This window comes from Leptolyngbya sp. CCY15150, from assembly GCF_016888135.1.
Taxonomy (GTDB): Bacteria; Cyanobacteriota; Cyanobacteriia; order RECH01; family RECH01; genus RECH01.
The window spans coordinates 1-12948 of sequence record NZ_JACSWB010000279.1 but is presented as its reverse complement, the minus strand read 5'-3'; the positions used below and the strand labels follow the sequence as shown (position 1 = coordinate 12948).

The window sequence follows — 12948 nt, the reverse complement described above, 5'->3', positions numbered from 1 at the left end:
CCATCTTGATTGCCTCACCCTGTTCTCGCCTCTGTGCCTAGCCTAGCCAATTGTCTCCTCTTTCTCCAGCTAGTTTTGCCGCCCTAGAAAAAAAGAACCTGGACAACGCTGATGATCATTGATTCTCAAGCCGTTAAAAACACCTGCAATGCAAATGTAGAGAGCAAAGGGTTTTGCTCCTACAAGACCACCCCAGGATGAAGTTGAGGTGTTGGTCTAGAAGCTGTTGGCACAAGGGCTGGTGGCAATAGAGGTCATCGCCTAAAACCGTTACCTTCATTGGACTAAAGCGTTTTCCATGCTGTACCAACCACCGTTTCGCAGCAGCCGTCTCACAGTCCTGTTTGTCATGCCCGTCTTGCGGCACGATAAACGCTGGCACTAACGGAATGACGTGAAGCTGTCCTGGGGCGACGATGACTGGCGTGATGACACGGTGGACGTAGCGCCTCTCTCCCGACGTTTGAGTACGGGTTGAACAGTTCGAGCAGTGGATCTGGCTCGAACTGAAGGACTCGGTGCCATCGATGGCCATCAACAGCGTGTCAGCAATCGAGCGAAAACTCGCTAACTTTGGTGGTAAGCTCAGGACTCGTAACTTTGATAATCAAGCCGTGGAATTATTCATCCAATGTGTTGCGCTCAACCGGATGATTCAGATCGCCAAACCCGATAGCTACAAGGTTGAAGCTTAATAATGAGAAGACAGAAGGAAAACCTGGCTTTTTTTATTCATGCAACAAAGCCCATCAAAGCTATGCAAACAGCCAAACGCCTCAGTCAACAGCAACCGTGATCCTTGAACAATCAAACTGCAACAAAGCCAAAGATCTACCAAGGAGCTTAATTTTCTAACGTTTGGCAAGCGATATACTTTGGGAAACGGATGACAGTCCTTTATCGAGGGGGCATTCAATGATTACCCTGCCTGGAATTACTATCCACAGCCAAATCTATGAGAGCTCAGCTTCTTTGGTGTATCAGGGCATCAGAGAGCAAGATAACTGTGCAGTGATTGCCAAAGTACTCAAGCAGGATTATCCCTCTCTCCAGGATTTAACTCGCTATAGGCAGGAGTATGAAATTACTCGCTTTCTCAATATTGAAGGCGTAGTCAAGGCATATAGCCAGCAAGACTATCAGCGCACGCTGTTTATTCTTTTGGAAGACTTTGGTGGAGAGTCTTTAGAATGCTGGATGCGGCAACAATTAGACTTCTGCCCCATGCCGTTGCCGGTTTTTTTGAATATGGCGATCGCCATTACGGATACCCTGGGCAAAATCCATGCGGCTCATGTCATCCATAAAGATATTAATCCTGGCAACATTGTCTTTAATCCGAGGACTGGGGTTGTCAAAATCATTGATTTTGGCATTGCTACTCGCTTCAGCCGCACCAATCCCACATTCAAAAGTCTCCATCTTCTAGAAGGAACCCCCGCATACCTGTCGCCAGAGCAAACCGGGCGAATGAACCGGATGCTCGACTATCGCACTGATTTCTACTCACTGGGTGTAACCTTCTACGAACTGTTGACGGGACAATTACCGTTTCCCACCCGAGATCTCCTGGAACTAGTCCACTGCCACATTGCTAAACCGCCGATTCCCCCGCACGAATTGAACGCTACGATTTCCCAACCTGTTTCAAACCTGATTTTGAAGCTGATGGCAAAGAATGCGGAGGATCGCTATCAAAGTGCTTGGGGCATCAAAGCAGATCTAGAGCGCTGTGCCCAACAACTGGCAGAAACGGGTCAGATTAACGCCATATCGTTGGGACTGCAAGATGTTTCCGAGCAGTTCCGCATTCCTCAAAAACTGTATGGGCGAGAAGCGGAGATCGAAGCATTATTGATGGCGTTTGACAAAGTGACAGGGAGTCGGGAATCGGAAATCCGGAATCAGGAGAAACACTCCATCCCCCACCCCCCACCCTCCACCACCTCATGCAGCGAAATGATGCTGGTCTCCGGTTATGCTGGCATCGGCAAAACAGCATTGGTGCAGGAACTCCATAAACCGATCACCGCAAAGCAAGGCCATTTTATCTCTGGCAAATTTGACCAATTTGGGCGCAACATTCCCTACAGCGCCATTGTGAATGCGCTGCAAAAGTTAGTGCAGCAACTCTTGAGCGAACCGGATGAGCAGGTGGAAATGTGGCGATCGCGCCTGCTCACTGCTCTGGGCAGCAACGGACAAATCATCGTAGATGTCATTCCCGAAGTTGAGCTGATCATTGGCAAGCAGCCACCTGTGCCCGAAGTTGGAGCAACTGAGGCACAGAATCGCTTCAATCTCACGTTTCAAAGATTTGTGCGAGCGTTTTGTGCAAAAGAGCATCCCCTAGTCATTTTCTTAGACGATCTGCAGTGGATCGACTCTGCGACGTTGAAGTTAATCGAACTCATCTTACTGGATGAGCAAATCCAGTATCTGTTTTTGATCGGAGCCTACCGAGATAACAAACTGACTCCAACGCATCCATTGGTCTTAACGTTAGAGCGCATGCGAAACCAGGGAGCCGTACTTCAGGAAATCATCCTGACTCCCTTAACACTGGAACCGTTGAGTCAACTGGTGGCTGAGACATTACATCGCAATCCTGATACCGTTCGCTCCCTAGCCCAAGTCGTGTTGCGTAAAACCGAGGGCAACCCTTTCTTTGTTGGTGAATTTTTGAAGCTGCTGCATAGCGAAAACCTGTTAACCTTTGATGCCCAACAGTTGAGTTGGCAGTGGGACCTAGCTGAGATTGAAGCTCAAGATATCACCGATAATGTGGTGGAGTTGCTGCTGCGTCAGTTGCAGAAATTGCCGGAAGCAACACAGAAAGTTCTCTCCATCGCGGCTTGTGTCGGGGCCGAATTTGATTTAGAGACGTTAGCGTTTAGCGCAGAGCGCAACTCCGAAGGAATCGTTTGCGAAAAATCACCGAAAGCAATTTTTCGGGATTTATTAGAAGCAATACAAGCGGGATTAATTCAACCTCTGTCTGACTTGGACGAAGATTTGTTAGTTCAAGAGTATAAGTTTCTGCACGATCGCGTTCAGCAAGCGGCTTATGCTTTGATTGATGAATCGCAGAAACAGGTTGTTCATCTCCAAATTGGTCGCAATTTGCTCGAAAAAACTTCTCCAGAGCAACTGTCGGAACGGCTGTTTGAAATCATTGATCATCTCAATCAAGGACTTGAGCTAGTCACTGCTCAATCAGAACAAACTGAAATTGCCAGATTGAATTTAATGGCAGGGCAGAAAGCAAAGTCAGCAACGGCTTATGAAGCAGCTTTTAAGTATTTCACTACAGGGCTTAAACTCCTCAATTCAGAGAGTTGGCAGAGTGAGTATGACCTCACCTTAGCGCTGTATTCAGAAGCAGCAGAAGCGGCGTATCTCCAGGGTCGCTTTGATGAGATGGAACAGTTGGTAGAAGTGGTACTCGCTCGTGCCAAAACAGTGGTTGACAAAGTGCAAGTTTACGATAGCAGAATTCAAGGATATTCGTCACAGGGCAACCTGAAAGAGGCACTCAAAATTGGCTGGGAAGTGTTGAAGCTCCTAGGAGTAGTTTTACCAGAAAATCCAAGTGAGTTAGATGTTCAAGGCGGATTGCAGTCAACGGCGGCACTACTTGCTGAACGAGAAATTGAAGACTTGATTAATTTACCAAAGATGACTGCACCAGAACCGCTAGCAGCAATGTCAATCCTAGCGAATATAGGGTCTGCTGCATTCATAGTATCACCAGCACTATTCATGCTGATTACTTGCAAAACGGTAAATTTATCAATCAACTACGGTAATGCTATCTGGTCACCACTGTATTATGCTGCCTACGGATTTGTTCTATGTGGAGTTGTTCAAGACATTGAACTCGGCTATAAATTTGGTCAATTGGCTCTTAGCTTGGCAGAACGATTGAATACCAAAAAAGGCAAGGCTAGAGCATTACAGTTATTTAGTGGCAATGTTATGCAATTGAAAGTACATCTTAAGGAGACGATACCACTGCTGATTGAGGCTTATCAGGAAGGAGTGGAAACCGGAGACTTTGAAATCGCTGCTTATGCTGCATGTGACGTGTGCTACAACTCGTTTTTCGTCGGTGAGGAACTCACCCAACTGGAACAGAAAACGGCAACATACAGCAAAGCGGTTGATCGAATGAGACGGGAAAGCCCCTCGATTTTGATTGCAATACTGTGGCAGACCATTCTTAATCTGTTAGATAGGTCTGAGAATCCCAGTCGCTTAGTTGGTCGGGTGTGTAATGAAGAGGAGGCGTTACCACACGCCCTTGCAGTTAAAGATGGAACTGCAATTCAAATGCTATATCTGCACAAAATTATACTGTTTTATCTATTTGAAGAATATTATCAAGCTGTACAGACTGCTATTTTGGCAAGGAAACATCTTGAAGAAGCGACGGCAATAAAGGTTTTACCTGTATTCTGTTTCTATCATTCTCTGGCGCTTTTGAGCCTACTGCTCGATGCTTCAAACTCTGAAAAAGTAGCTTGGCTGAACTGTGTTAGCTCCAACCAAGAAAAGGTGAAGAAATGGGCAGAACACGCCCCAATGAATTATCTCCATCAATTTTATCTAGTCGAGGCAGAGAAAGCGCGAGTCTCAGGGCAATTTTTTGAGGCTGAAGAGTTTTATGAACGAGCGATCGCAGGTGCTGCTGAACATGAGTATATCCAGGAAGAAGCATTGGCATATGAATTAGCGGCTAAACATTATTTAGCGCGAGGGCGGGAAAAGATTGCTCAAACTTATATGAAAGAGGCACACTATTGCTACGATCGCTGGGGCGCTATCGCTAAAGTCAAAGACTTAGAAACTCGCTATCCACAGTTCTTTTCTCAGTCACCTAGAGCCGCTTCCGCATCAATTCCTAGTACTGCTGACACTATCTCTAATCCCTTCCATACCGCTTTCGATCTAGCGGCAGTCATGAAAGCTTCACAGGCGATTTCTCGTGAAATTGAACTGGATCAATTGCTGCGATCGCTGATGCAAACGTTAATTGAAAATGCTGGCGCACAAACCGGATATCTGATTTTAGAAAACTCAGGAGAATGGTCGATTGAAGCGGCTTATGAACCCAATGCCGATGAGAATGCTTGTGCGACTCAGGTGTTACAGTCTATTCCCATTGCCGATCAATTGCCAGAATCAATCATTCAATATGTGATTCGGACTCTGAAGCCTGTCACCTTAAATGATGCGACTCGTGAAGGTGGTTTTATTCATGAGCCATATATTCAACAGAACCAGCCTCAATCTATTTTCTGTTTGCCGCTGCTGAATCAAGCCAAGTTGGTCGGTGTATTGTATTTAGAAAATCGGTTAGCAGCTAGAGTGTTTACACCAGAGCGATCGCAGGTCTTGCAGCTATTATCAACTCAAGCAGCGATCGCCATCGAAAATGCCACCCTTTACTCAGAATTACAAGCTAAGGAAATCAGGATTGCCCAGTTCCTCGAAGCGATTCCGGTGGGAATTGGGATCGTGGATGCGACGGGTCGCCCTTACTATGTCAACCAATGCGGCAATCAGCTCACCGGTCAAGAAACTGATACTTCCATAGCACCGGAGCAGATCTCAGAGGCTTATCAGCTTTATGTAGCGGGAACGGATCAAATCTATCCAGCGGAGAGCTTGCCTGTTGTACGGGCATTAAAAGGCGAACGCATCAGGACTGAAGATATAGAAATTCGTCGAGATAATGCCACAATTCTAATTGAGGCACGGGGAACACCAGTTTTTGATCAACAGGGCAATATCACTCATGCGATCGCTACCTTTCAGGACATTACAGAGCGCAAACAAGCCGAGAAACTCCTAGCCGACTACAACTGCACTTTAGAGCAACAGGTCGCAGAACGAACTGCTGCGTTACGACAAAGTGAGGCGAATTATCGCAACCTGCTACAAACCGCGAATTCAATCATCCTGCGCACAGATAGGCAAGGACGAATTCGATATATGAATGACTATGGACTGAGCTTTTTTGGCTATGAGGAAGATCAGATTCTAGGGCGTACTCTACTGGAAACAATCGTCCCAGAAACCGAAACATCTGGACGTAATCTCAAGCCGTTTGTTCACGATCTGTTTCATAAGTTTGAAGCTTCCTTGCCTCAAGCTTACTTGCAAACCGAGAATGAAAACCTTTGTCGAGACGGTAGACGGGTTTGGATTACATGGTCGAATCAAGCTATCTTCAATGACCAGGGAGATATCGTTGAAATCTTATCGGTAGGCAGTGACATTACCCAGCGTAGACGAGCAGAAGAGGCATTACAGCGCAGTGAAGCCAAGTTCCGAACTATCTTTGAAAACTCGCAGGTTGGCATCTACCGAACCCGCACCTGTGATGGATTAATTCTTGATGCCAATCAGCGCTTTGCCGATCTATTTGGTTTTGATTCACCCCAAGAGATTATTGGAATTGAACACACTGTAGGCTATTGGGTCAATCCCAGCGATCGCCAACAAGCCATTGAGGTAATGAGGCGAGATGGGGAAGTGCGAAGCTATGAAGCACAGCTGCGAAAACGAGATGGGACAGTGTTTTGGGGACTTTTCTCTTCTTATCTGAATGCAGGCGACGACTACATTGAAGGGGTACTTGCGGATATTAGCGATCGTAAACAAGCAGAAGCTGCCCTGCGTGAAAGTGAGCAGCTGTTGGATGTGTCTTTCTCCCAATCCCTTGACGGCTTTTTCATCATGATGCTTGATCAGCCAGTGCAATGGGATGACACGGTTAATAAGGACAAGGTCTTGGACTATGTCTTTGGTCACCAGCGGGTTACGAAAGCCAATGATGCCATACTCGCTCAGTATGGACGTAGCAAAGAGCAGTATATTGGTTTCACTCCTAACGACTTGTATGCTCAGAATCTAGCCTATGGCAAACAAGGGCTAGCCTACGGCAAACAGGTGTGGCGAGAACTTTTTGATGCTGGGAAGCTACATATCGAAACGGATGAATTCAGATTGGATGGGACTTCAATCTGGATTGAGGGGAATTATAGCTGCCTTTATGACAGTCAAGGTAGAATCATCGGTCACTTTGGGGTACAGCGGGACATCAGCGATCGCAAGCAAGCAGAAGAAGCCCTACAAGCCTCAGAGACAAAGCTACGGACTCTAATTGAGGCAATTCCCGATCCATTGTTTGTATTCTCTGCTGAAGGGCGATTTCTTGAAATAATGGTACTGGACCCAAATCTGCTATGGCACCCCTTTGAGGAGATGATTGGTAAAACTATGCATCAACTCGGAAGGGAAGAAGCTGATGAGTTTCTAGGTTATATTCAGCAGGTACTGAGAACCCAACAAATCCTCACAGTCGAGTATGGTGCGTTTCTAAATGGACGAGAAGCCTGGTTTTCGGCTCGCATTGCCCCAATCAGCCACGATCAGGTGATTTGGCTAGTGCGAGATATTACGGCGCAGAAGCAAGCAGAAGAAGCCTCAATTTTAGAGGAGCGCAACCGCATGGCACGCGAAATTCACGATACACTCGCGCAGTCGTTTACAGGCATTCTGGCTCAGGTCGGAGCGGCAAACCAGGTGCTAACGGATGATGTAGAAGCAGCTCAGGCACACCTAGATCTGATCAAAGAACTGGCGCGAACTGGACTGACTGAAGCCCGGCGATCGGTCGTCGCGCTCCGTCCTCAGCTTTTAGAGGAGGGCAGCTTACAGAGCGCTCTACATCGTCTCGTTGCTCAGACTAGAGCTGCCGCCATGGATACCACTTTGTATTATGAGATTGAGGGTGCGGTGTATACTTTACCGACTGAAGTTGAGAGTAACCTACTGCGGATGGGGCAGGAAGCCTTAACCAATGCGATTAGACACGCCAATGCTGACGAAATTCGAGTGGAGCTAGTCTACGATCGCGATCAGGTTTGCTTGCGCGTGAGAGACAATGGACAGGGCTTTGGAGTTGGAAGTATTCCATCCTCTGAGGGTTTTGGCTTACTCGGCATGAGCGAACGAGCAGAGCGCATCGGCGCACAACTCACGATTAAGAGCCAGCCTGGCCAAGGAACAGAAATTATTGTCACCGTCAACCCTTAAGGGAGCATCACGATGAGCCAAGCCACGACCATTCGGGTTCTGATTGCGGACGATCACGCCATTTTTCGGCAAGGATTGGCCACGATTATTAACCGTGACCCAGATATGACGGTGATTGCCCAAGCCGAAAATGGGGAACAGGCGATCGCTCTCTTTGGGGAGCACCAACCGGATATTACGCTCATGGATCTGCGTATGCCGGAAGTGGAAGGAGTTGCGGCCATCGGTGCAATTTGTGCTGCTGCTAAATCTGCTCGGATTATTGTACTGACCACCTATGATAGTGATGAAGATATTTACCGGGGATTACAGGCAGGCGCAAAAGGATACCTGTTGAAAGAAACGGAACCGGACGAGCTTCTGAATGCGATTCGTACCGTTCATCGGGGTCAGAAGTATATTCCGCCCGATGTGGGAGCAAAGTTAGTACAGCGCCTCAGCAATCCAGAACTGAGTGAACGAGAACTAGCGGTTCTCCGCTCACTAGCTCAGGGAATGAGTAATGCCGATATTGCGGTTGCTTTGAGCATCGGTGAAGGTACTGTTAAATCTCATGTCAATCGGATTTTGAATAAATTAGATGTGAGCGATCGCACCCAAGCTGTGATTGTTGCGGTTAAGCGCGGCATTGTCAGTTTGTAGGGTGTACTTTCGATCAAATTTGGATTCTAACTTAAGTTGGAACTAGCCTTCTAATTTGCGATTGCATCGTTACTCTATCAATTTGTACTGTAAAAATTTTAACTTGCTGTAGAAGACGATTTAAAGGCGATCTCCTACATTAAATGTATGCAATAAAAGTGCATCCAATCAGACAAATCATGCTCTTCTAAAGCGATGAAGCTGATTGAGTTTTCAACCCTGACACATTGGAGATAAATCTATGACTTCTACTTCCACAGCGACAGACCCAATGCTACGCCAAGGCGATTCTGGTGCTGCCGTCACTTCGCTACAACAACTGTTGAATGCCAAAGGAATTAACATTGCAGTTGATGGAATCTTTGGCAATGTGACTCGCGCCGCAGTAGTTCAGTTTCAAAAGCAGAGTGGCATTGCTACAGATGGCATCGTTGGCCCTCAAACTTGGCAAGCTCTTCGTCGAGATGGCAATGCACCCATTCAACTGACTGATGCAGCCATTTACTACGATCCATCGAAATATTTCTATCAAAAAGGGGCGTTCGAATGGTTGCAATCCCGGATTTCTAGATCAGATCTAGAGGAATTTGCTCGCCGTTGGCGGAACCTACGCTAACGCAGCGATCACCGATTTCAAAGTTATTTAGCCTAGGTTCAAATTGCTGACGCTGGGAATACCTAAACCATTAAGGTTTTCCCAGCTTTCGTAACAAGGTTCCAGGCTTGTCGCAGATGCAAAAAGATGAGCGATGATCGTAATCACAGTTCTTTACTTGTACCACCTTCAACTCAAGATTGGATTCAAGGTATTCTGAGTGCCAAGGTAGTGCTAGTGATATATGGAGACTATCAATGCCCTAGAAGTGCGGACGTTTACAAGCTGATTAAAGCGATTAAACAAGAGCCTAGGTTCTGTTTTAAAACTATAACCACAGCATGATAGAAGCTAAAGTCAGCATGGCGAGATAGTTCTCAGCCTTCTTCTCGTAGCGGGTTGCAATGCGACGGAATTGCTTGAGGCGATTGAAACAGCGTTCAATCCGGTTGCGCTCACGGTACAGAGCCTTGTCAAACTGACCCCGTCGCCGTTCATTCTTTTTACGCGGAATGGTGAGGCAAATCCCTCGTCGTCGCAGATAGCGACGAAGGGTGCCACTGCTATAGCCTTTGTCACCACTGACTCGCTTCGGACGCAAACGAGGTCGCCCTACACCAGAGCGTTTGACCGCTCCTTGCTCCATCAGGTGCTCAAATACGACTGTTTCGTGGCGTTCGCCCGCTGTCAGCACAAAGGTGATCGGTAAACCATTGCCATCACAACGCAAATGTATTTTGGTACTAAATCCTCCCTGGGAACGCCCTAAGGCTTCTCGTGCTTGCACCTGTTTAATCTCAGAGCGCTCAGAGTCTGGCTTTAGTTCCCCCTTTTTGCCCCTGCCGCATGTTGATGAGCACGGATGACACTTCCATCGACGAAATGGATCTCCCAATTAATCTGACCTTCGGCATCCGCCTCTTCCTGGAGTGCCGCAAACACCTGCTGCCACAGACCCGTTTTGCGCCAATGGTAAAACCGTCCTGAAACCGTTGACCATGATCCATAACGTTCCGGTACGTCTCGCCATGGGGCACCCGTTCGCAGAATCCATAGGATGCCGTTGACGATCATGCGGTGATCTTTAGACGGACACCCGGTAGGAGGTTTTTGAGGCGGTAGCAAGGGCTTGATCCGCTCCCACTGCTGGTTGCTCATTTCTCCTCGGCGGATAGTGCTGAGGGATTGGTTAGTCATGGACATCAATCAGGTAGCTACACTACTTACCAGTATGCCAAAAGGTTTTAAAACACGCCCTAGTGCTTCTTTTGGAGAGGACTATTTATGTTTGATCTTCCGCCATTTTCCACAAACACAGATTTATCCCCATGCTCAACGGGCAGCCCAAGTCGCCGAAGCCGCCGCCGCCCAAGGAAAGTTTTGGTTAATGAGCGACACTTTATTTGACCATCAACAAAGATTGGAGAACGGTTATCTGGTCGAGTACGCCAATGATTTAGGGCTTGATATTCCTCAATTTCTCAAAGAGTTGTCTAAACAAGTTCATGTCGATCACATCAATGAAGACATTGAAGGCGGAATACAGAGCGGAGTAACGACTGCCCCAGCCCTGCTTATCAATGGACGTCGGTATATCGGGCACTGGAACACGACGGAGTTGATGGCAGCCATGATTGCTGCAAGTCGTTAAGCTCCCCGATCCCTACTCCCAATTTATATCTGACTTGTCGATTAGTGCTAGTCAGCGATCAAATTCATGATCGCTAGTTTTTACCTGTTTTGTTGAACAACTTGCCATTTTTGAACCATGCCAACAACTACAATGCCAACTATTGAAGCCAGTTACAAAGGCTTAACACACACCCGAATGCAGCAAGTACTTGATTATATTCAGACTCACCTTGATCGAGAATTATCACTGGCTGAACTTGCAGAAGTGATCAACGTTAGTTCGAGTTATTTTGCGAGCTTGTTTAAGCAAACAATGGGGATTTCGCCCCATCAGTACGTAATTAAACAGCGCGTGGAACGAGCAAAAGTAATGTTGAAGAAGACAGATTTTGCGATTGCAGACATTGCTCTAGAAGTCGGCTTCTCCAGCCAAAGCCATCTGACCCAACAATTCAAGCGCATTACGGGAATGACCCCAAAACAGATTCGCTAACGTCCAAGCACTATATTCACGCACGAGTCAAGGAGACAAAAATGAAGTTTAAAGCAATTAAAGGACATCAGGGAATCGGAATGGAAGTGCAAGATGTGACTTACGTGGAGGCCGCCCGGTGGGGTAAGCATCGGGGGTGGCGGTATGTTCTGGGATTAGTAGTCATCTTCTTTGTGGGGCTTGTGGTCGGCGGCATCGCCGCCCCACGTATCGCGTTCCTGTTTGGCGGTCAGGAGGGGCTTGCGGCGTTCAGGCGGCTAGATTACGCCGCATTCGGTCCCGTGGGGAGCTTCGTTGCGGTCAGGGCAATTTTTCCGTTCTTCCTCGCGGGAATCTTGATCGCCGTCACCCTCATTCACCAGCGTCATCCCCGGACGCTGGTTACAGCGCGGGAAAAGATTAGCTGGCGGCGGATCGGTCATGGGTTTGTGGCTTGGTTCGTGCCAATTTTGCTGATCGCTGGACTGGGACAGTACTTCTTCTATCCCGACACCTTTTCCTTTAACTTCGACCTCACAACGTTCGCACTCTTCGTCCCGCTGGCGCTAGTCTTTACCGCGATCCAGACGACTACGGAGGAGCTTTTCTTTCGCGGCTACATTATGCAGGGCGCGAGCATTGTTTGGACGAACCGCGTGTTTCTGGCGCTGGTGCCAGCCACGATCTTCGCCCTAGCGCACCTGCTCAACCCGGAGGCAAGCGCGGGCGGTTGGCTCACGGTATTCTTCAACTACTTCCTCGTTCCGGGGCTGGTGTGGACCGTGGTTTCGTTGATTGATGGAACCACTGAACTAGCCATCGGCGTACACTTCGCGAACAACATCGGCGGCGTACTCCTGTTCAACGTAGCTGGAAGCGCCGCGGATGCACCGGCTCTGTTCACAATCAGCAAGTTCCACGCGACCTACACGGCGCTATCGATGCTGGTTGTAGTACCCGTGTTTCTGGCGATCGCCTACAAGGTGTTCAAACGCGACGAGACATCCGAACCCGTTTTCCAGAGCAATCGGATGGGTCGTCGGTGATCTCGTCAGTTCGTTGCTGAAGGCCAATCTTGATTGGTAATTGCTCAACTAGGTTGACCTAAGCCCAACTTTGACAGAGGATGATAAGCCTTTGCTATGAAGGAACTGCCCCCTCTCGATGGACTCAGTCACGCCGAAAAGGATGCCCTGATTAGAGGGCTGTGGCAGGAGCCGCAAAGGTTGCGCTCAGATGATGAGCGAGCTTTACGGTCTGAGGCTCTCAGAAGGAGCGATTGCCAACCTCTTGCAACGGATGCAGAGACAACTGGAAGCTCCAGTGAGCAAGATTGTGGAGCGCTTACGCAGTGCACGTCTGGTTGGCAGTGATGAAACGGGGGCACGGGTGAATGGGAAGAATCAGTGGGAATGGGTGTTTCAAAACGAGCAGGTGTGTTTGCATGTGATTCGTCCCACTCGGGGCAAAACGGTGATCGATAGCGTCATGGATGGGCATC

Annotated in this window: 8 protein-coding genes and 3 pseudogenes; 9 read left to right on the top strand and 2 right to left on the bottom strand. The window is 48.0% G+C overall.

The genetic code is table 11. The features are described 5' to 3' along the window. Window positions 1-148: 148 nt before the first annotated feature. Window positions 149-598 (bottom strand): annotated as a pseudogene (locus tag JUJ53_RS24880) (ISNCY family transposase); the annotation flags it as partial. On the opposite strand from JUJ53_RS24880, the pseudogene JUJ53_RS22015 reads away from it, so the two are divergent. The 5 genes and pseudogenes from JUJ53_RS22015 to JUJ53_RS25635 form a co-directional block, all read left to right on the top strand. Then, window positions 573-695: pseudogene (locus JUJ53_RS22015) on the top strand (IS5/IS1182 family transposase); the annotation flags it as partial. The pseudogenes JUJ53_RS24880 and JUJ53_RS22015 sit on opposite strands and share 26 nt — an antisense overlap. A 220-nt stretch (window positions 696-915) precedes the next feature. Beyond that, window positions 916-8106 (top strand): PAS domain S-box protein, encoded by a 7191-nt coding sequence (locus JUJ53_RS22010; RefSeq protein WP_204154194.1) that lies wholly within the window; start codon window positions 916-918, stop codon window positions 8104-8106. A gap of 12 nt (window positions 8107-8118) precedes the next feature. Beyond that, complete coding sequence (locus JUJ53_RS22005; RefSeq protein WP_204154192.1) at window positions 8119-8748, top strand: response regulator transcription factor; 630 nt, start codon at window positions 8119-8121, stop codon at window positions 8746-8748. Window positions 8749-8989: 241 nt separating this feature from the next. Beyond that, window positions 8990-9364, top strand: a complete 375-nt coding sequence (locus JUJ53_RS22000) for a peptidoglycan-binding protein (RefSeq protein WP_204154191.1) — start codon at window positions 8990-8992, stop codon at window positions 9362-9364. A 126-nt stretch (window positions 9365-9490) separates the two neighbouring features. Beyond that, a pseudogene (locus tag JUJ53_RS25635) lies at window positions 9491-9652 on the top strand (disulfide bond formation protein DsbA); the annotation flags it as partial. 19 nt (window positions 9653-9671) lie between these two features. Here JUJ53_RS25635 and JUJ53_RS21995 read toward each other — a convergent pair. Beyond that, a protein-coding gene (locus JUJ53_RS21995) for an IS5 family transposase (RefSeq protein WP_343328013.1) occupies window positions 9672-10516 on the bottom strand; the annotation gives its coding sequence in 2 pieces (ribosomal slippage) (window positions 9672-10165 and window positions 10165-10516; 846 coding nt in all). A 58-nt stretch (window positions 10517-10574) separates the two neighbouring features. On the opposite strand from JUJ53_RS21995, the gene JUJ53_RS21990 reads away from it, so the two are divergent. The 4 genes from JUJ53_RS21990 to JUJ53_RS21975 all read left to right on the top strand — a co-directional run. Next, complete coding sequence (locus tag JUJ53_RS21990) at window positions 10575-10994, top strand: thioredoxin domain-containing protein (protein WP_343328012.1); 420 nt, start codon at window positions 10575-10577, stop codon at window positions 10992-10994. A 117-nt stretch (window positions 10995-11111) separates the two neighbouring features. Next, window positions 11112-11468 (top strand): AraC family transcriptional regulator, encoded by a 357-nt coding sequence (locus JUJ53_RS21985; RefSeq protein WP_204154188.1) that lies wholly within the window; start codon window positions 11112-11114, stop codon window positions 11466-11468. A 41-nt stretch (window positions 11469-11509) separates the two neighbouring features. Beyond that, on the top strand, window positions 11510-12493 hold the full coding sequence (locus tag JUJ53_RS21980) for a CPBP family intramembrane glutamic endopeptidase (RefSeq protein ID WP_204154187.1): 984 nt from the start codon (window positions 11510-11512) through the stop codon (window positions 12491-12493). A 193-nt stretch (window positions 12494-12686) separates the two neighbouring features. Continuing rightward, window positions 12687-12948, top strand: a 262-nt coding sequence (locus JUJ53_RS21975; RefSeq protein ID WP_204154186.1) for a transposase, incomplete at its 3' end; no start/stop codon positions are given.

What these genes read in the sequence shown, in the direction of transcription:
- JUJ53_RS22005 (WP_204154192.1), top strand. Translation starts at nt 8,119, where the DNA reads ATGAGCCAAGCCACGACCATTCGGGTTCTGATTGCGGACGATCACGCC.
- JUJ53_RS22000 (WP_204154191.1), top strand. Translation starts at nt 8,990, where the DNA reads ATGACTTCTACTTCCACAGCGACAGACCCAATGCTACGCCAAGGCGAT.
- JUJ53_RS21980 (WP_204154187.1), top strand. Translation starts at nt 11,510, where the DNA reads ATGAAGTTTAAAGCAATTAAAGGACATCAGGGAATCGGAATGGAAGTG.
- JUJ53_RS22010 (WP_204154194.1), top strand. Translation starts at nt 916, where the DNA reads ATGATTACCCTGCCTGGAATTACTATCCACAGCCAAATCTATGAGAGC.
- JUJ53_RS21985 (WP_204154188.1), top strand. Translation starts at nt 11,112, where the DNA reads ATGCCAACAACTACAATGCCAACTATTGAAGCCAGTTACAAAGGCTTA.
- JUJ53_RS21990 (WP_343328012.1), top strand. Translation starts at nt 10,575, where the DNA reads ATGCCAAAAGGTTTTAAAACACGCCCTAGTGCTTCTTTTGGAGAGGAC.